Origin of the sequence: Phocaeicola sp. HCN-40430 (genome assembly GCF_037890285.1) — a bacterium.
Taxonomy (GTDB): domain Bacteria; phylum Bacteroidota; class Bacteroidia; order Bacteroidales; family Bacteroidaceae; genus Phocaeicola; species Phocaeicola acetigenes.
In genome coordinates this window covers 70,181-89,150 of sequence record NZ_JBBKBS010000009.1, presented here as the reverse complement: position 1 = coordinate 89,150, position 18,970 = coordinate 70,181, and the positions used below count along the sequence as shown (strand labels likewise).

Sequence of the window (18,970 nt, the reverse complement as noted above, 5' to 3'; positions counted from 1 at the left end):
ACAAACGACTATGAAACTTAAACTTACAAGTATATTGGCTTTGGGTATCGGGCTTGCGGCTTTCTCCAGCTGCGATACAGAAGTGGAAAAGCTTGAAATACAAAAGTTGAAAACATACGATGAACAGTATTATGCGAATATCCGTGCTTACAAGCAGAGCAATCATGAAATGAGTTTCGCTTACTATGAAGCATGGTCTCCGATTGAAGGTGTGGAAGGTAGTAAAGATCCGGCTTCATGGGGAGAACGTATAATGGGACTTCCAGATAGTATCGACATTGTGAATTTGTGGATGGGTATTCCTACTCCAGAAACACATCCGGTAGCATATAGCGACATGAAGTATGTACAGGAAAAGTTGGGTACTCGCTTTGTGATGCATGCCGATGCTTCTCACTATCGTCATGTCTTTACTGTTGACGGTGTGGAATATGATATGGGTGGATCTCCAAATCCTTCGGATGAAGTGATGGCCGCTTATGCCAAATGGATTGTCAATCAGGTATTGGAACCGGGATTGGACGGTGTAGACGTAGACTATGAAGGATGGAATGGTAATGATATGTATCGTTTGACTGTAGAACTGGCTAAATATTTTGGTCCTCAAGGTTCTATTCCAAACAAACTGTTGATTATTGACTATTTTAATAGTGTTCCTCCAAAAGATTGTATTCCTTATTGTGATTATTTTGTACAACAAGCTTATAGTAATCAGGTAGGCTTCCTTACTCAACCTGCAGGATTCCCACCTGAGAAAATGATTTATTGTGAAACTTTTGGTGTATTCTATCTGGACGGTGGACGTTTGCTGGATTATGCTCGCTGGGAGCCGGAAGTAGGCCGTAAAGGAGGATGTGGTGTGTTCTTCTTAGGACGTAACTATTATTCTTCTTCTGGTATTCCTTACAACGAATTCCGTCAGTCTATTCAGATTATGAATCCTTCTATTAAAGAATAATAAACAATAAAAAGACTATGATGAATATACATACATTAAAGACTCTTTTATGGGGAAGCTTGCTTACCTTTTCTATGTTTAGCTGTGCAGAAGGGGATAGCTTCGATTATAATAAGAATGTGGTGTTGGTTTCGGGTACTGAAACCAACCCGGTTGTGAAATTTGTGGTAGAGGATACTCCTTCTTCTTATGCGGTAACAGCTACATCTACGAATAAAGTAGATGAAGATGTAAGAATCAAATTTGGTATTGATAATTCTTTAGTCAATGCTTACAATGAAGCGCATAGTACTAACTATTATCCTGTACCAGATGGTACTGTAGAAATAGAAAATCAGGATGTGGTGATAGAAAAAGGCAAGACTTTTTCTACACCGGCTACTGTAAAGGTGATTTCTACAGAAGGTTTGGATGAGGGACGTGTATACGTAATTCCTGTAACAATCCAACAGTCTGATGGTTTGGAGGTATTGGCTCCTTCAAAAACCATTTATTTACAGATTTCCCGTATCCTTCATTTTACTTCATTGAATATAAGTAATACAAACATGTATAGCAATTTTATCTTCCCTGATGATAAGATGCAATCTTTGTCTAACTTTACTTATGAAATTAAGTTCTATTCAGAGCAATGGCACTCTATCGCTCGTTTGTGTGCGTTTACTTCAAAAGATGAAAGCCGTTCAAGTATGTTACGCTTTGGTGAAGCTGGTATGGATGTAAACTGTTTGCAGTGGGTTTGTCCAACTGGTAGTGTTCCTTCTGTTACTCGTTTCAGTACAAATCGTTGGTATACTTTATCATTGACATACGATGGTAGTAAATTCTCTATGTATGTAGATGGTGTACTTGATGCACAAGGAGATGGTGATGGTCAACCTGTAGATTTCCAGCGTATTGAATTGGGTATGTCATGGACAAGTTATCCGTCTTCTCAATATTTTAGAGGACGTATCGCAGAAATGCGTGTTTGGAACCGTGCATTGACTCCTGCTGAATTGCAAATGGGACTTTGTGGTGTAGATCCAGCTTCTAATGGCTTGGTTGCTTACTGGAAGATGAATGAAGGAGAAGGACATATTTTCCATGATGCAACAAACAATGGCTATGATATGGACTGGTCTAATACTTGTCGTGAAATTAGAGAAGGTGCTGGTTTGACCTATGGATTGGATTATAGTCAGTATGTAGCATGGGATGCTGATGATATAAATAAATGCGTTCAGTGATTAAGTTTTCAAGTCTGAAAGCGAGGAGAAAATTGAATAATATATTGATTTTTATCCTCGCTTCCATTAAACAAAGAATATAACTATGAAAATTACAAAATATTTATGGTCTGTATCATTGCTTCTTGCCGGCATGTTTGGCTTTCACTCATGCGATGAAGAAACATATGATGTAACAGGTAATCCTGATAATTTGATTTTTTTGAAAACAAATTCTAATTTTGATATCTCGCGTTTTCCAACAGGTGGTGCAGAAACTGTAAGAGGGGATGAAGTAGTAGTAAAAATCCCTGTATTTGCAACTCGTCCTGTGGATGGAGAAGTTTCTGTTTCTGCAGAGATTGATGCAAGTTTAGTCGAGCAATATAATACTGCTAATTCTGTAGAATATTCTTCTGTGGATGAAAGTTTGATTGTATGGAAAAAAAAGACTGTTAAATTTTTACCGGGTGCATATGTCGCTTCAGACTCTATAGAATTTTCAATACCAAAAGAAAGTTGTGTGAATTTTGAAGAGAAATCATATCTCATACCGGTTCGTTTGACAGAATCTTCTGGCTGTAATATATCTTTAAATAATAGATATAGCTATGCTGTAGTGACTTGTGAATATACTTATATTGACTCTGAAGTTCAAGAAATGCCTGGAGTTGAGTTGACAGATAAATCTTATTGGGAAGTGACCTCTGATGATTCCTCTGCAGATTTATCGGTTTGTTTGGATGGAGATTTAGCTTCTTACACTACTTTTGGTCAGTTGCAAAACCCGACAGTAACGGTTGATTTGAAGAGTATAATGCATATTCAAGGTGCAAAAATATATACAGCAAATGGTTTTTCTGCTTATTTGAGTAATTTATCTTGGAGTGTAAGTTCTGATGGTGAAAGCTGGACGGATATTTGCGCTTTAACTGATCCTACAACTACTTCTGATGGGTATCGTATGGCATTATTGGGAACTTTTGATGCACGCTATTTGAAATTCTCTCTTAAATGGAGTTGGGGAGGATGGGGAGGTAGCTTCCGTCAATTGGGTGAAATAAGTGTTTACGTAGCAGAATAAAAAATCTAAAATAAGCAGAATGTTATCTTAGGTATAACATTCTGCTTGTATCTCTCTTATGAAAAAGATACTTTTTTATATAATTGCAATATTGTATTTTGTGAATGCCTATTCACAGACTTTTTCTGAAAGTCTGAAATTCCAGGAACGTTCTTTCGATTTTGGAAAGATAAAAGAGAAAGATGGTCTTGTTTCTCATGAATTTACATTTCAGAATGTAGATAAAAAACCGATAGCTATCAGCGGCGTATCCAGCGGATGCGGTTGTGTAAAGTTTGAATACCCTAAATATCCTATTAAACCGGGAGCAAGCGATAAGGTGAAGGTTTATTTTAATCCGGCCTATCGTCCTGGTTTCTTCAGCAAAGAAGTAGTGGTGATGACAAACGATAATAAAAACTATACCCGTATCTGGGTAAAGGGAACCGTAGAGCCCTATGAACATCCTGTTTCGGAGCGTTATCCTTATGAATATGGAGAAGGACTTTGGATGAACTTTGAAATAATGGCTTTTGGTTATATGAATGAAGGGGATAAAAAGAAAATGGATTTGAAGTTTGCCAACGATACAGATAAAGAGATGAAGCTTTTCTTTATTATTATAGATGGTAATACTGATGTGACGTTTACAAGTCCATATACCATGAAACCCAAGGAAGAAAAGACAATGCAGGTTACCTATAGTTATTCGGGAAAGTTCCCTCGTGTAACCAATGTCTATCCGGTAGTGAACGGAAAGACATTGGATAAACCGCTCAAGGTAATGTGCAGTAAACCATAAGAATCAATGAGAAAAAATAGTTTGTATTTTTAGGGCTATAGGTATCTATCGCATAGATAAGAAGATTGTTGTTTTTTGAGTTCAGGTTGATGCTCCCGGGAATAGATGAAAATCTGTTTCCTCGGGAGTTTTTTATTGGATTTAGTAATCTATTGGGGGAATAAGAAGAGAAGGTCTGTGAGTATAGTTTTCTGTGAAAAAATGTATATTATTCCGTATAAATCTTTATCTTTGAAAATCTAAGTTGATAATCGATGATTTTTGGGGGTTCTTCCGTACTTAAAGAAAGTAGGTTTATAAGAAAAGTTGTAGAGATAAGATGAAAAAATCCAACCGGTATCATATTTAGACAAGAACTGTTAACCTTTTACTAAATACATATAAATATTATGAAACACGTAAACAGATTTTATCTTCTTTTGGTAGGAATCATACTGATTTGTTTTTCGTCATGTAAGGGTAATGAAGATATACCTGATACAGGATCGAAAAGTGATGATTGTGAGCTTTTGTCGTTCTCCGTTGCCGGTAATCTTAATGGCTTGGACAAGGATCTGAAATTTACTTATGATGGAGATACAAAGACTTTTTCGTCGATGTATCTGAAATGGATTGATAGAGACGAACCTGAAATGATGATACCGGAGTTTGAAACCAATGGCGCAAAGGTTCTGGTGAATGGAAATGAAGTGGTATCCGGAAAAACAAAATTGTCTTTTGCCGACGATTTTGTAATGACCGTGGTAGCAGAGAGTGGAAAGACAAATGAATATACTGTCTCTTTGAACTGTCCGCAGATAAATAGAGAACTTGCTGTGCTTCACTTTAAACCGGAGGTAGAGATTACCAGTAAAGATGATTATGTAGATACAGAAATCCAACTCTACGACAATACACCGGAATCTACAGGCGAAGGATGGTGGAATAGCGACGAGCAGGGAACCGTTGAAATGAGAGGTAGAGGAAATTCTACCTGGATATTGCCCAAAAAGCCGTTCCGTATCAAGTTTCCTAAAAAGTTCAGCCCAATCGGATTGAATCATGCTAAAGAGAAAAGCTGGACATTGTTGGCACAGGATATGGATAAGTCTTTAATCAGAACACATATCGCATTCGAATATTCCAAGATTCTTTATAATCCGTCTGAATCTTATCATCACGAAAAGGCTGTACTGTTTACTCCGGCATCAAAATACGTGAATGTGTATATCACCGGATATTATACCGATGCGTCTACCGGTGTTAGATCTTATAAAGACGGGGAGTATCTTGGTGTGTATCAGATGAGCGATCAGGTGGAACAGGCTCCGGGACGTATTGAGGTAGAAGATCTGGAAGCTTCGGATGGTGCTGATCCAACTAAAATAACCGGCGGGTATGTGATAGAAACAGACTTGCATGAAGGTATTCATTATTCTGCACAAAAGAGAATTAAGATGAGATATAAATACCCGAAGGATGATGATTGTGATCCGGCTCAGTATGAGTATATCACCAACTTCATCAACGAAGCAGAAAGGGTATTGTATAGTGAGAATTTTAAAGACCCTGTAAATGGCTGGAGAAAATATTTCGACGAAAAGACACTTGCCGATTTTATAATCATAAAAGAGTTTGTGGGCGACCTTGATGGATATACAAGTACGTATATGTATAAGCGCAGAGGGGTGGATAAACTGTTTTTCGGTCCGATATGGGACTGCGACAAAGGATGGGATAATGACAAGCGTGTACCACAGTGGAACTATCCTCCTCTGGAAAGCCTGATGATTTATGCCGGCTTCTGGATGCCTGCATATGTAAATTATGATTGGTTCCAAAGATTATGGGACGATGAAACATTCAGACAGTTTGTGGCAAACAGATGGGCTTCCAAGAAAGCTGAACTTCAGGCTGTAACCGAAAAGGTGCTTGAAGAAACTCCTGTAAAAATGGGTAAGGCTATTGAAGCGAACTTCTCCGTATGGCCTTTCTATTATCAGTTCAGCCAGGAGGCTAAGATGCCGGCAGAAACTTATACTAAAGAGCTTGAAAGAATCAAGGAACTTTCGGAAAAGAGAGGAGCTCTTTTGGACAGATTGTTGAAGTAAGGTAAGTGTGATAAAACAGTGAAAATAAATTACCCGCCATTGATGAGGTTTGTATCAGTGGCGGGCTTATTTTTTGATTTAAACAAACTTGCTTCTTTGCTACAATTGGGCAAGGAAAGATTCCGCCTGTACCAATGTTTCCGGTTTTCCGATATCTATCAGATGGAGATGTTCGCTCAGGTATCCTCCAATGCGTGCATCTTGGCATGCTTGCAGGTAGAAATCCATAATGGAGAATTTACCCTGCCATCCTTGCTTCATATAGGGAAAGAGAGAAGGGGAGAATACATGGATTCCGCTGAAGGCATATTCACGGTGTTTGTCTGGATTCACTGTAAATCCTTCGGGTTTGGTTTGCCCTGTACTTTTGTTTACCCATCCACAAAGATTTTTGTCTTGATCGAAGAGCAGGTAGCGTGTAGTTTGTCGGCGGCTGGCTAGCAGAGTAGCTTGGTTGCCGCTGTGAAGATGATATTCGTACAATGCTTTCAGATCGGTATCCGAAAGGATATCTACATTATGTACCAAAAACGGTTCTTCTCCGGTAAAGAAAGAAGAAGCCTTTAAAATTCCTCCTCCCGTATCGAGAAGGCAGTCGCGCTCGTCGCTGAGGTGAATAGTGAGACCAAAATTCTGGTTTGCCTGCAGGAAATCGATAATCTGTTCTCCAAAATGGTGGATGTTGATGACTATTTCCGTACATCCCGATGCTTTTAGCTTTAAAATGACGTGCTCCAGCATCGGTTTGCCTGCTACCGGCACCAAGGCTTTGGGCATGTGGTCGGTCAGGGGTTTGAGCCGGCTTCCAAGTCCGGCTGCGAAAATCATAGCTTTCATTATGGGAGGGGTTCTAAAAGTTGTCTAATTTGTTGTTCACGGTGAATCAGTTCAATTCGTATTCCGAATTTCCGGTGCAAATGTTCGGCCACGTGTTGGGCAGAATATACCGACCGATGTTGTCCGCCTGTGCATCCAAAGCAGATGCTGAGGTGGGTGAAGCCTCGCTCCAGATAGCGATGGACATGCTGGTCGACCAATGCATCGACATGTTGCAGGAAGGTGGTGATTTCTCCGTCTTCTTCCAGAAAACGGATTACCGGTTCATCCAGTCCTGTAAGCGACTTGTATTGCTCGTATCTGCCCGGATTGTGAACGGCACGGCAGTCGAATACATATCCTCCTCCGTTTCCACTCGGATCTTCGGGGATGCCTTTGCGATAAGAAAAGCTCATGACACGTACCGTAAGCTTCTGTTTATTCCGTTCGTAGGCAAACTGTTTGAGTTCGGTGAGATTCTTCAGTACTTCGCACAAGTATGGATACTCCTCGAAGCCTTCGGAAAGCAGCTGGCGGAGGTTTTCGATGGCATAAGGAATGCTTTGCAGAAAGTGAGGCTTCTGTTCGAAGTATCCTCTGAATCCGTAAGCTCCCAATACCTGCAAAGTGCGGAAGAGTACAAACTGGCGCAATTCGGCAAGGAAGGTTTCTTTTTCGATACTTATATAGTTTTGCAACGTATGGAAATACTCTGTAATCAGTTCCTGGCGCAGTTCTTCCGGATATCTGGCTTTTGCCTGCCATAGGAAAGAAGCCACATCGTAGTAGAAAGGTCCTTTTCTTCCTCCCTGGAAATCGATAAAATAAGGCTGTCCGTCTTTTATCATTACATTGCGGCTTTGGAAGTCGCGGTACATGAAAGTAGAATATTCCTGTTTCAGAAGACGGTCGGCCAGGCGTTCGAAATCATCTTCAAGACGGTTTTCCTGAAAATCCACTTGTGTGGCTTTCAGAAAGCAGTATTTAAAGTAGTTTAAATCCCATAGCACACTGCGGCGGTTGAATTCCGGTTGCGGATAGCAAATGCTGAAATCCATACCCTGTGCTCCTTCAAACTGAAAACGGGGAAGCAGGCGAATGGTCTGTTTCAGTAGTTCTCTCTCTTCTGTTCCGAAGTTTCCGCTTTCTCTGCCTTGTGCAATTACATCGAACAGCAATGTATTTTCCAAATCGTCTTGGAGGTAGCAGTTTTCGTCTTCCGATACGGCATAAACACGGGGGACTGGAAGTCCTTTTTCTGCGAAATGGTGCGACATATAGAGAAAGGCATGGTTCTCTTCTACAGAAGTGCCACACACTCCGATAAGGGTAGGATTACCCTGCAAGCGGAAATATTGGCGGTTGGAACCTGCTCCGGCCAGTGGTTCGATGCAATCCGGTTTATGTCCGGTATGTTGTAGATATAAATTTTCCAATAATGCGTAGTTCATGTGTATTTTTCTTTTTGACACAAAGATAGCGAAAGACGAGCGCAGTGCCAAAGCAAAAAGCTTGCTTTTGTGCTCAGGCAATGCCGAGTCGCCTCCTATCTTATGAAAAAGATAGCGAAAGGCGAGTGCAGACGCAAACGGCAAATGAAGTTTGGATGAAACCACATAAAACCCACCAAGAGGGTATCTTATGTGGAAAGGAGATTTTTGAGTCCTTGATCTCAAAACCGATGAGCCAACTTTAAAGGCAAGCAGGTATAAAGCGGAGGCAGGGAAGAACCGGAGCGGTATATAACAAAAAAGTCTGAACATCACTGTTCAGACTTCGTAGCCCGTGGGGGAATCGAACCCCCCTTTCAAGAATGAAAATCTTGCGTCCTAACCGATAGACGAACGGGCCATCCTTTTGTTGCACCTGTAAAGGTTGCTTATGTTTTGGTAGCCCGTGGGGGAATCGAACCCCCCTTTCAAGAATGAAAATCTTGCGTCCTAACCGATAGACGAACGGGCCATCCTTTTGTTGTGTCGAGCGTGTTTCTCAATCACGGGTGCAAAGGTACGGATTATTTTTAAATCTGCAAGCGTTTGGGAGAAAAAATATCGATAAAAAGCAAAAAAAAGTGCATTTTACCCCTAAATGTGGCTTTTAAGAGGGTAAAATGCACTTTATACTTTACTTTTCTTGAGAAAAAAGTCGGTGAAGATTATTTATTCTGCACTATCTTCTCCCAAACTTTTGGCGATATCCTGATCGGTCAGTGTATAGTTTACCAGGTTACCGGACAAATATTGGTCGTATGCAGTCATATCTATCAGTCCGTGTCCCGACAAGTTGAATAGAATGACTTTCTCTTCTCCTGTTTCCTTACACTGGTTTGCTTCGCGGATAGCAGCTGCAATGGCATGACATGATTCCGGTGCCGGAATGATACCTTCGGCGCGTGCAAACAGACAGCCTGCTTCGAAGGTTTCCAATTGTGGAATGTCGACTGCTTCCATTAATTTATCTTTCAATAATTGCGAAACGATGACACCAGCTCCATGATAGCGCAAGCCGCCGGCATGAATATTGGCTGGGGCAAAATTATGTCCTAACGTAAACATAGGCAGAAGAGGAGTGTATCCGGCTTCGTCGCCGAAGTCATAGCGGAATTTTCCTCGTGTCAGTTTCGGGCAGGATGCCGGTTCTGCTGCTACATAGCGTGTCTGTTTTCCTTCAAGTATGGTATGGCGCATGAATGGGAAACAGATACCGCCGAAGTTCGAGCCACCTCCAAAACAGCCTATAATTACATCCGGATATTCGCCTGCCATTTCCATCTGTTTTTCAGCTTCTAGACCAATGATAGTCTGATGCAGGGTAACGTGGCTCAGTACCGAACCTAAAGTATATTTACAGTTGGGTGTGGTACGTGCCAGTTCGATGGCCTCGGAAATAGCTGTACCCAGTGAACCCTGATGATTGGGATACTTGGTAAGGATGTCCTTTCCGGCGCGGGTAGACATGGAAGGCGACGGAGTAACCTGTGCACCGAATGTCTGCATAATGCTGCGTCGGTACGGTTTCTGCTCGTAGCTGATTTTTACCTGATATACGGCAGCTTCCAGTCCGAAGACTTTGGCAGCATACGAAAGCGCTGCTCCCCATTGTCCGGCTCCGGTTTCTGTTGTAATGTTGCTCACACCTTCCTGTTTGCAATAATAAGCCTGAGCCAGGGCTGAGTTGAGCTTATGAGAACCGATGGGACTTACACTTTCATTCTTGAAATAAATATGTGCCGGTGTACCCAATGCTTTTTCCAGTCCGTAAGCACGTACCAGTGGAGTACTGCGATAGTACTTATACATTTCGCGTACTTCTTCGGGTATTTCAATCCATGCATCGGTCTGGTTCAATTCCTGATGACAGAGTTCTTTTGCAAATATAGGGTAGAGGTCTTCCGGTTTCAGAGGTTCTTTGGTAGCCGGATTCAGAGGCGGCATGGGTTTGTTTTTCATGTCTGCCTGAATATTGTACCAGTATTTGGGAATTTCGTTTTCCGGTAAAATGAATCTTTTCTGTTTATCACTCATATTAGCTTACATTTTTGATTAATTCGCCAAATGTAAGTAAAAATATGTTCTTATACAACGCTTTTTTCTTTTTCGAGGAAAACTTCTTCTTCTTGCGGGGGAGTGAGTGAATGAAGTTTTCTGGAAGATTTTATTGCTTCACAAAAACGTGACTTGTATCGAAGGCTTACGATACAAGTCACGATGGCCGATGATACAAGTATCGTTGCCTGTCGATACAAGTCACGTTTTTAAAGAGAATAGGTCACATGTTTTTTTTCTTCGTTTGTAAACAATTTTGTATTGTTTCTGGTTATTTTTGTAGCAGGCAGAATAAAACACTGGTCTTAAAAAAGTAGTAATTATGGAAAAATTGGAAGATTATCGTTCGTATCAACAGAATTATTCCGAATCTAAGTTGTGGAATAAGATCTCTTCGGTAGCTCATAAAGCGGGTGCAAAAGTAGTCTATGCAGTGCTATTATTATATTATGTGGCTACTGGTAAAGATGTATCTTGGGCAGACAAGGCCAAAATATACGGTGTGTTGGGCTATTTTATTCTTCCGCTGGATGTGGTTCCCGATTTGGCTCCACTCGTAGGGTATACTGATGACCTGACTGCTTTGCTATGGGTATTGCATACTGTATGGTCTAATGTGACTCCGGAAGTAAAGAGCAAGGCCCGGGCAAGGCTTTCCAAATGGTTTGGAGAGCTGAGTGAGGAAGAGTTAAAACTCTTTTAGCACAAAGCCTTGACGAGTTCTGTTTTTGATATAGGTAAAGGAAAATGGATAAATGGATAAAACAAAAGGATATTTCTTTGTTTTATTCTGTTTTTCGATAACTTTGCGTTGCTTTGACTAAAAGTACGGATATGAGTTATTGGAATAAACCGTCTTGGGAACATAAAAGTTTGGCATGGCCAAGCGTACACAGGCTGATGGGGTGGGTAATGGGTGTTACTTATCTGTCAGCCTTGGTGTTTTTGGCCTCTATAGTCTATGAACATGGGTTCCGGATTTCGGAAGCAGAAGAAAATTGGCTTCAAGGTATTTATAAGACTGTATGGGGTATTTTTCTGATTAGTACAACCGTACAGATTGTTTTCCGTCAGGAAGAAGGAAAATCTAAATTTACGGGATGGGCATGGGTGTTGTTTGCGCTGCTTTATCTGACTTTGCTTCCGGTTGTGTTTCATCGTCCGGATCAGACGGAGGGGGTATATGGAGTGTGGATGTTTTTTCATCATCCTTACTACCGTATGGCCATACTCTTCTTTCTGTCCCTGTTTTATTTGTCCAGCAGTCTGGTCCGTCTTTTGGGAAGACGTACCAATCCGTCTTTGATACTGGCTGTCAGTTTTCTGGTACTTATCTTGATCGGTTCCGGTCTTTTGATGCTTCCCCGATGTACGTATCACGGTATATCCTGGCTGGATGCTCTCTTTACAGCTACCAGTGCCACTTGTGTGACGGGACTTGTGACGGTAGACGTTTCTTCTACCTTTACATTGGGCGGTCAAATCATAATTATTCTGCTTATTCAGATTGGCGGACTTGGAGTGATGACACTGACCAGTTTTTTTGCCATGTTCTTTATGGGAAATACTTCGCTTTATAATCAGCTTGCAGTAAGAGATATGATCAGTTCCAATTCGTTGAATTCTCTTCTCTCCACCTTATTATATATATTAGGATTTACCTTGATGATAGAAGGGATTGGGATGGCGTTGATTTGGTTGAGTATTCATAATACAATGGGGATGACACTCGATGAAGAACTTTATTTTGCTGCTTTTCATTCCATTTCTGCTTTCTGCAATGCCGGTTTTTCTACATTGCCCGGAAATTTGGGAAACTCTCTGGTTATGCAGAATCATAATCTGCTGTTTATTACTGTTTCTTTCCTTATTATATTAGGCGGAATCGGGTTTCCTATTTTGGTAAATTTGTGCAGAACGGTGATGTATTATTTGCGTTATTGGAAATGGAAACTGTTCGGTCGTTCGTCACGTTTCCCCAAGCAGGTACATTTGTACAATTTGAATACCAAGATTGTATTGATTATGACAACTGTTCTGCTGGTTGTGGGTACACTTGTGATTCTGGTCTACGAATGGAATCATGCTTTTGCCGGTATGCCGGTATTGGATAAATGGGTACATGCTTTCTTCAATGCGGTTTGTCCGCGTACTGCCGGATTCTGTAGTGTAGGACTTACCACTCTTTCTACCCAGACTGTACTGTTTATGATTGTGCTGATGATGATAGGTGGAGGAACACAGTCTACTGCCGGTGGTGTAAAAATAAATGTGTTTGCTGTGATTCTGCTTAATTTGTGGGCTGTGATTCGAGGTTCGGAGCGGGTTGCTATTTTTCACAGAGAACTTTCTTCGGAATCTGTCCGTCGTTCGCATGCGGTGTTGAGTTTGTATCTGATAGTAGCTTTTGTTGCAGTGTTTGCCATGACCCTGATAGAACCTGAAGCTTCTGTGATGGCAATCGTGTTTGAATGTGTATCGGCTTTAAGCACAGTAGGATCTTCGCTCGATCTGACTCCTTTGCTAAGTCCGATGGGAAAAGGCGTTATTATTTTCCTGATGTTTGTGGGAAGAGTGGGAGCCTTTACGTTGCTCTTGGGACTGGTGAAGCAGGAGGCAAAGAAAAATTATAAATATCCGAAAGACGATTTAATAATAAACTAAGATATGAAATACATTGTAATAGGTCTTGGAAATTATGGTTCGGTTCTGGCGGAAGAACTGACTTCGCTGGGACACGAAGTGATTGGTGTAGACCAGAATGCACAGAATGTAGACCGGATGAAAGATAAGGTGGCTACTGCGTATGTGGTAGATGCTACGGATGAGGCTGCGCTGACGGTATTGCCTTTGCAGACCGTGGATGTGGTGATTGTGGCCATCGGGGAGAATTTCGGAGCTTCAATTCGTGTGGTTTCTTTGCTGAAGAAAAATAAGGTGAAACATATTTATGCCCGTGCATTAGATGATATACACAAGTCGGTGCTGGAAGCTTTCTCTATAGACCGGGTATTGACTCCCGAAAAGGATGCTGCATATATGCTTGTGCGCCTGCTTGAACTGAATATAGAAGTAGAATCTTTTCAGATAGACGAGGAACATTTTGTGTTTAAGTTTGGCATACCTCGTAAACTGGTCGGATGTCAAGTCAACGACTTGAAAGAGGATGAAGACTTTAATCTGAAGCTGCTTGCTTTGGTTCGTGGAAAAATGGTGAAAAACAGTCTGGGTATCTCTGTGTTGGAAAAAGAGGTCGACAATGCTTTTCCGGAAGACTATACCTTGCAGGCAGAAGACAGATTGGTATGCTATGGCTTGTATAAAGACTTTGTGAAGTTCTGGAAATCGATCGGGAAATAATCAATTTTATAGTCTTACAGGCAATATTGGGAATGTTTCTACGCGTTAATTTAAGTTTCATATAAAAACGGATAGGAAATAATTTGTATTTTTGTCGGCATATGAGCAGAATAATAGCAATAGATTACGGACGAAAACGCACAGGCATAGCCGTGACAGACCCCATGCAGATTATTGCAAGCGGGCTGACAACTGTTCCTACTCATCAGCTGATGGATTTCTTATTGAAATACATGGCTCAGGAACCGGTAGAACGCATCATTGTGGGGCATCCTAAGCAGATGAACAATGAAGATTCGGAAAATATGAAGAATATAATTCCGTTTATCAATCAGTTGAAGAAAAAATGTCCCGATATGCCGGTAGAACTGGTAGACGAACGGTTTACCTCTGTATTGGCACATCAGGCCATGCTGGTCGGTGGACTGAAAAAGAAAGACCGTCAGAATAAGGCTTTGGTCGACGAAATCAGTGCAACTATTATTCTTCAGTCTTATCTGGAATCGAAAAAATTTTAAATTAAAACATAAAACAATGATTTTACCTATTTATGTATATGGCCAGCCTGTATTGCGTCAGGAGGCTGAAGATATTACACCAGACTATCCAAACCTGAAAGAGTTGATAGCAAATATGTTTGAAACAATGGATCGTGCCGATGGAGTAGGATTGGCTGCTCCCCAAATCGGACTTCCTATTCGTGTGGTTGTTGTCGATCTGGATGTACTTTCTGATGATATGCCTGAGTTTAAAGGGTTCAGACGTACTTATATCAATCCGCATATCCTTGAAACAGACGGAGAAATGGTGTCTATGGAAGAAGGATGTCTGAGTCTGCCGGGTATTCATGAAAGTGTGAAACGCCCTGATAAAATCCATGTCACTTATCTGGATGAAAATATGACACCGCACGACGAGTGGGTAGAAGGTTATCTGGCACGTGTCATGCAGCATGAGTTCGACCATTTGGACGGAACTATGTTTATCGACCATCTGTCGGCATTGCGTAAACAAATGATTAAAGGAAAGCTGAGCAATATGCTGAAAGGCAAAGCACGTTGTGCTTACAAGGTGAAGACAATCAAATGATAAAAAAACTTTTATATATAGTATGCGCATTCCTCCCTTTATCACTCTCTGCCCAAATCAATACGGACAGAGTGATGACTATCGGGCGGAATGCTCTCTATTTTGAGGACTATGTCCTTTCTATCCAGTATTTTAACCAGGTAATCAGTGCAAAACCTTATCTGGCGGAACCTTATTTTTACAGAGGGCTTGCCAAAATGAACCTTGACGATTTTCAGGGGGCAGAAGCCGACTGTTCGGAAGCAATAGACCGTAATCCGTTTGTGGTCAATGCTTATCAGATTCGGGGAATATCGCGTATCCGTCAGAAAAATTATAAGGGGGCTATACAAGATTATGAGAGAGCTTTGAAACTGGAACCTGAAAATATCAGCCTGTGGCACAATCTGGCATTATGCCGGATGCGCGAATCGGATTATACACAGGCAAGGGCCGATTTGGATACCTTAATTCGTATTTCTCCCCGTTATACCGATGCTTATTTGATGCGTACAGAGGTTTCCTTGAAACAGAAGGATACGTTGTTGGCGATGACCGATGCCGATAAAGCCATTGAAATGGACCGGTATAATCCGGATACATGGGCTTCTCGGGGTATGTTGCTTTTGCAGCGTTCCAAGTATCAGGATGCCGAATCGGACTTGACGGAGGCTATCCGACTGTCTGTCCGCAATGCAGGGCTTTATATTAATCGTGCCTTGGCTCGTTATCATCAGAACAATTTGCGCGGAGCCATGAAGGATTACGATATCGCACTGGATATTGACCGTGATAATTTTATCGGGCATTATAACCGTGGATTGCTTCGTGCGCAGGTGGGAGATGACAACCGTGCAATTGAAGATTTCGACTTTGTGCTGTCGGTGGAGCCGGATAATATGATGGCTACATTCAACCGGGGATTGTTGCGTGATAAGACCGGTGATTATCAAGGGGCTGTAAACGATTTTTCTGCAGTATTGGATGAATATCCCAATTTCCTGGCCGGTTATCAGTATCGTGCTCAGGTGTTGCGTAAGATGGGTGAACTGCATCGGGCAGAAGCCGATGAGTTTAAGGTGCTGAAAGCTCAGCTGGATGCGCAGAATGGGGTGAAGAAAACACAGACGGCGTCGGCCGACAAGACTCGTAAGAAGTCGGATAAAAACATGAACAACTATCGTAAGATTATTGTGGCCGATAACGAAGAAGAGGAATCCAAGTACAAGACCGACTACCGTGGACGTGTACAGGATAAGAATATCACGATTCTGCCACAGCCGATGTATGTGTTGAGCTATTATGAGCGTCAGGAAGAGGTGAAACGTCAGGTAAACTTCTCGAAGTATATCGACGACTTGAACAACCGCCATGTGCTTCCGCAGCGTTTGCTGATAACCAACAACGAGGCTTCTCTGACAGAGCAGCAGGTAAAACAACATTTTGCCGCTATCGACGAGGGGTCGGCTGCAATTATGGACGATCCGGATAATGCACTCCATTATTATAGACGTGCATTGGATTTCTATCTGGTACAGGATTTTGACAGTGCATTGAAAGATCTGGATGATGCTATAGAACGTGATTCTACTTTCTTTCCGGCCTATTTTACCCGTGCAGTGGTACACTATAAACAGATAGAGTTCCGTAAGCGTGATGTAGGCTATGAGATAGAAGGTTTGAATGATAAACAGCCTCAGGTACGTGGTATCGACTATGCTGTGATTCGGGACGATCTGGATAAGGTCATCAGTCTGGCTCCCGACTTTGTATATGCGTATTATAACCGGGCCAATATCCTGGTATCTATGAAGGATTACCGTGGGGCATTGGTAGACTATAATAAGGCCATTGAACTGGATAGCCGTTTCTCTGATGCGTACTACAACAGGGGGCTGACCAATATTTTCCTGGGTAACAACCGACAAGGTATTCAGGATTTGAGTAAGGCTGGCGAATTGGGTATATTTACAGCTTATAATGTAATTAAGCGCTTTACGACTCCGGCTGAGTAACATTAATTGAAAAAAATGGATATTTACTCAAAAAAATAGTTACTTTTGCAATTCAATAATAGACAAAACATAAAGATTATGATTAAGATAACTTTTCCTGACGGCTCGGTTCGTGAATATAACGAAGGAGTAACTGGTCTGCAGATTGCAGAAAGTATCAGTTCACGTCTGGCACAAGATGTGTTGGCTTGTGCGGTAAACGGTGAGACTATCGACTTGACAAGACCTATTAACGAAGATGCTGAATTCGTTCTCTATAAATGGGAAGATGAACAAGGTAAGCACGCATTTTGGCACACCAGTGCGCATTTGCTGGCAGAAGCATTGCAGGAGCTTTACCCGGGCATTCAGTTCGGTATAGGTCCGGCTATCGAAAACGGATTCTATTATGATGTAGATCCGGGAGAAGCTGTGATTAAAGAAGGCGATTTGGCTGCTATCGAAAAGAAAATGGCTGAACTGGCTGCCAAGAAAGAAGTATTGGTACGTCAGAGCATTGCTAAAGAAGATGCATTGAAAATGTTCGGCGAAAGAGGGGAAACTTACAAGTGTGAGTTGATTTCTGAACTGGAAGACGGACATATTACAACATATACACAGGGTGCATTTACAGACCTTTGCCGTGGTCCGCACTTGCCTTCTACTGCTCCTATCAAGGCTATCAAACTGTTGTCGGTTGCCGGGGCATATTGGAGAGGACAGGAAGACCGTAAGCAGATGACTCGTATCTACGGTATCACCTTCCCGAAAAAGAAGATGCTCGATGAGTATCTGGCTATGCTGGAAGAAGCAAAGAAACGTGACCACCGTAAGATTGGTAAGGAAATGGATTTGTTCATGTTCTCGGATACAGTAGGTAAGGGACTTCCGATGTGGTTGCCGAAAGGTACTGCGCTGCGTATCCGTCTGCAGGATTTCCTGCGCCGCATTCAGGCTCGTTACGATTATCAGGAAGTAATGTGTCCGCCTATCGGAAACAAATTGCTGTACGTAACTTCTGGTCATTATGCTAAATACGGTAAGGATGCATTCCAGCCTATCCATACTCCGGAAGAAGGTGAAGAATACTTCCTGAAACCGATGAACTGTCCGCATCACTGTATGATTTATAAGAACACTCCGCGTTCTTACCGTGATCTGCCTTTGCGTCTTGCAGAATTCGGTACAGTATGCCGTTACGAACAGAGTGGTGAGTTGCACGGATTGACTCGTGTACGTAGCTTTACTCAGGACGATGCACACATCTTCTGTCGTCCGGATCAGGTAAAAGACGAGTTCTTGCGTGTAATGGATATCATTTCCATTGTATTCTCTTCAATGGGACTTGAAAACTTCGAAGCTCAGATTTCTTTGCGCGATAAAGTTAACCGTGAAAAATATATCGGTAGCGATGAAAACTGGGAAAGAGCTGAACAGGCTATCGTAGAAGCTTGCGAAGAAAAAGGCTTGAAAGCAAAAGTAGAATATGGTGAAGCTGCATTCTATGGTCCTAAACTGGACTTCATGGTGAAGGATGCCATTGGCCGTCGCTGGCAGTTGGGTACTATTCAGGTAGACTACAACTTGCCTGAACGTTTCCAGTTGGAATATATGGGTTCAGACAATCAGAAACATCGTCCGGTAATGATTCACCGTGCACCGTTTGGATCTATGGAACGCTTTGTGGCTGTGCTGATTGAACATACTGCCGGTAAATTCCCGTTGTGGCTGACTCCGGATCAGGTAGCTATCCTGCCTATCTCTGAAAAGTTCAACGATTATGCTAATCAGGTTCGTCTGGAACTGAAGAAGAGCGATATCCGCGCTATTGTAGACGATCGTAACGAAAAGATTGGACGTAAGATCCGCGATAATGAAATGAAACGTATTCCTTACATGCTGATTGTAGGTGAAAAAGAAGCCGAAAATGGTGAAGTAGCCGTACGTAAACAGGGTGAAGGAGACAAAGGAACGATGAAAATCGAAGAATTTGCAAAAAATATTGCGGAAGAAGTTCATAATATGATAAATAAATGGTAACTTTGCAACCGTTTGCAGGAGAAGGA

At 41.8% G+C, this 18,970-nt stretch carries 15 protein-coding genes and 2 tRNA genes; 12 read left to right on the top strand and 5 right to left on the bottom strand.

Features of this window, described 5'->3' with window-relative positions; genetic code table 11:
• The first annotated feature begins 10 nt into the window (after positions 1-10).
• The 5 genes from WKU26_RS05845 to WKU26_RS05825 all read left to right on the top strand — a co-directional run bounded on the left by WKU26_RS05845 (position 11) and on the right by WKU26_RS05825 (position 6,121).
• Positions 11-958 (top strand): endo-beta-N-acetylglucosaminidase family protein, encoded by a 948-nt coding sequence (locus WKU26_RS05845; RefSeq protein ID WP_178265491.1) that lies wholly within the window; start codon positions 11-13, stop codon positions 956-958.
• Positions 959-975: 17 nt separating this feature from the next.
• Positions 976-2,187, top strand: a complete 1,212-nt coding sequence (locus tag WKU26_RS05840; RefSeq protein WP_340321245.1) for a DUF1735 and LamG domain-containing protein — start codon at positions 976-978, stop codon at positions 2,185-2,187.
• An 85-nt stretch (positions 2,188-2,272) separates the two neighbouring features.
• On the top strand, positions 2,273-3,250 hold the full coding sequence (locus tag WKU26_RS05835; RefSeq protein ID WP_340321243.1) for a BT_3987 domain-containing protein: 978 nt from the start codon (positions 2,273-2,275) through the stop codon (positions 3,248-3,250).
• Between the two features lie 58 nt (positions 3,251-3,308).
• Complete coding sequence (locus tag WKU26_RS05830) at positions 3,309-4,031, top strand: DUF1573 domain-containing protein (protein ID WP_340321241.1); 723 nt, start codon at positions 3,309-3,311, stop codon at positions 4,029-4,031.
• A 389-nt stretch (positions 4,032-4,420) separates the two neighbouring features.
• On the top strand, positions 4,421-6,121 hold the full coding sequence (locus WKU26_RS05825; RefSeq protein WP_340321240.1) for a CotH kinase family protein: 1,701 nt from the start codon (positions 4,421-4,423) through the stop codon (positions 6,119-6,121).
• A 99-nt stretch (positions 6,122-6,220) separates the two neighbouring features.
• Here WKU26_RS05825 and WKU26_RS05820 read toward each other — a convergent pair whose 3' ends face one another.
• The 5 genes from WKU26_RS05820 to WKU26_RS05800 all read right to left on the bottom strand — a co-directional run bounded on the left by WKU26_RS05820 (position 6,221) and on the right by WKU26_RS05800 (position 10,461).
• The gene (locus tag WKU26_RS05820; protein ID WP_340321239.1) at positions 6,221-6,958 is read right to left on the bottom strand and encodes a nucleotidyltransferase family protein; all 738 of its coding nucleotides are present in this window, start codon (positions 6,956-6,958) and stop codon (positions 6,221-6,223) included.
• Positions 6,958-8,388: a RapZ C-terminal domain-containing protein gene (locus WKU26_RS05815; protein ID WP_340321238.1), complete on the bottom strand. Its 1,431-nt coding sequence runs from the start codon at positions 8,386-8,388 to the stop codon at positions 6,958-6,960. Before WKU26_RS05815 ends, WKU26_RS05820 begins: the two co-directional genes overlap by 1 nt.
• Positions 8,389-8,716: 328 nt before the next feature.
• Positions 8,717-8,788: transfer RNA gene (locus WKU26_RS05810), tRNA-Glu, on the bottom strand.
• A gap of 36 nt (positions 8,789-8,824) precedes the next feature.
• Positions 8,825-8,899, bottom strand: a tRNA-Glu gene (locus tag WKU26_RS05805).
• Between the two features lie 197 nt (positions 8,900-9,096).
• Positions 9,097-10,461: a TrpB-like pyridoxal phosphate-dependent enzyme gene (locus WKU26_RS05800; RefSeq protein WP_178266630.1), complete on the bottom strand. Its 1,365-nt coding sequence runs from the start codon at positions 10,459-10,461 to the stop codon at positions 9,097-9,099.
• A gap of 343 nt (positions 10,462-10,804) precedes the next feature.
• Between WKU26_RS05800 and WKU26_RS05795 the strand changes: the two genes are divergently transcribed.
• The 7 genes from WKU26_RS05795 (at position 10,805) to thrS (ending at position 18,944) form a co-directional block, all read left to right on the top strand.
• The gene (locus WKU26_RS05795; protein ID WP_178266629.1) at positions 10,805-11,185 is read left to right on the top strand and encodes a YkvA family protein; all 381 of its coding nucleotides are present in this window, start codon (positions 10,805-10,807) and stop codon (positions 11,183-11,185) included.
• 131 nt (positions 11,186-11,316) lie between these two features.
• On the top strand, positions 11,317-13,146 hold the full coding sequence (locus WKU26_RS05790; RefSeq protein WP_445323218.1) for a TrkH family potassium uptake protein: 1,830 nt from the start codon (positions 11,317-11,319) through the stop codon (positions 13,144-13,146).
• 3 nt (positions 13,147-13,149) lie between these two features.
• A complete protein-coding gene (locus WKU26_RS05785; RefSeq protein ID WP_340321237.1) occupies positions 13,150-13,842 on the top strand; it encodes a potassium channel family protein in 693 nt (230 codons plus the stop codon).
• A 101-nt stretch (positions 13,843-13,943) separates the two neighbouring features.
• Positions 13,944-14,360: a Holliday junction resolvase RuvX gene (ruvX, locus tag WKU26_RS05780; protein ID WP_269877576.1), complete on the top strand. Its 417-nt coding sequence runs from the start codon at positions 13,944-13,946 to the stop codon at positions 14,358-14,360.
• Positions 14,361-14,376: 16 nt separating this feature from the next.
• Positions 14,377-14,931 carry a peptide deformylase gene (def, locus tag WKU26_RS05775; protein WP_340321236.1) on the top strand — a complete coding sequence of 185 codons (555 nt, stop codon included), beginning with the start codon at positions 14,377-14,379 and terminating at the stop codon, positions 14,929-14,931.
• The gene (locus tag WKU26_RS05770; RefSeq protein WP_340321235.1) at positions 14,928-16,925 is read left to right on the top strand and encodes a tetratricopeptide repeat protein; all 1,998 of its coding nucleotides are present in this window, start codon (positions 14,928-14,930) and stop codon (positions 16,923-16,925) included. The genes def and WKU26_RS05770 overlap by 4 nt, the downstream gene beginning before the upstream one ends.
• A gap of 78 nt (positions 16,926-17,003) precedes the next feature.
• Positions 17,004-18,944, top strand: coding sequence for a threonine--tRNA ligase (gene thrS, locus WKU26_RS05765; protein ID WP_340321234.1), 1,941 nt, complete (start codon positions 17,004-17,006; stop codon positions 18,942-18,944).
• The last annotated feature ends 26 nt before the right edge of the window (positions 18,945-18,970 follow it).

Bases quoted from the DNA above. Each gene is read 5' to 3' on its own strand.
- thrS (WP_340321234.1), top strand. From the start codon at position 17,004: ATGATTAAGATAACTTTTCCTGACGGCTCGGTTCGTGAATATAACGAA.
- WKU26_RS05830 (WP_340321241.1), top strand. From the start codon at position 3,309: ATGAAAAAGATACTTTTTTATATAATTGCAATATTGTATTTTGTGAAT.
- WKU26_RS05815 (WP_340321238.1), bottom strand. From the start codon at position 8,388: ATGAACTACGCATTATTGGAAAATTTATATCTACAACATACCGGACAT.
- WKU26_RS05785 (WP_340321237.1), top strand. From the start codon at position 13,150: ATGAAATACATTGTAATAGGTCTTGGAAATTATGGTTCGGTTCTGGCG.
- WKU26_RS05770 (WP_340321235.1), top strand. From the start codon at position 14,928: ATGATAAAAAAACTTTTATATATAGTATGCGCATTCCTCCCTTTATCA.
- WKU26_RS05795 (WP_178266629.1), top strand. From the start codon at position 10,805: ATGGAAAAATTGGAAGATTATCGTTCGTATCAACAGAATTATTCCGAA.
- WKU26_RS05825 (WP_340321240.1), top strand. From the start codon at position 4,421: ATGAAACACGTAAACAGATTTTATCTTCTTTTGGTAGGAATCATACTG.
- WKU26_RS05845 (WP_178265491.1), top strand. From the start codon at position 11: ATGAAACTTAAACTTACAAGTATATTGGCTTTGGGTATCGGGCTTGCG.
- ruvX (WP_269877576.1), top strand. From the start codon at position 13,944: ATGAGCAGAATAATAGCAATAGATTACGGACGAAAACGCACAGGCATA.
- def (WP_340321236.1), top strand. From the start codon at position 14,377: ATGATTTTACCTATTTATGTATATGGCCAGCCTGTATTGCGTCAGGAG.
- WKU26_RS05790 (WP_445323218.1), top strand. From the start codon at position 11,317: ATGAGTTATTGGAATAAACCGTCTTGGGAACATAAAAGTTTGGCATGG.
- WKU26_RS05840 (WP_340321245.1), top strand. From the start codon at position 976: ATGATGAATATACATACATTAAAGACTCTTTTATGGGGAAGCTTGCTT.
- WKU26_RS05820 (WP_340321239.1), bottom strand. From the start codon at position 6,958: ATGAAAGCTATGATTTTCGCAGCCGGACTTGGAAGCCGGCTCAAACCC.
- WKU26_RS05800 (WP_178266630.1), bottom strand. From the start codon at position 10,461: ATGAGTGATAAACAGAAAAGATTCATTTTACCGGAAAACGAAATTCCC.
- WKU26_RS05835 (WP_340321243.1), top strand. From the start codon at position 2,273: ATGAAAATTACAAAATATTTATGGTCTGTATCATTGCTTCTTGCCGGC.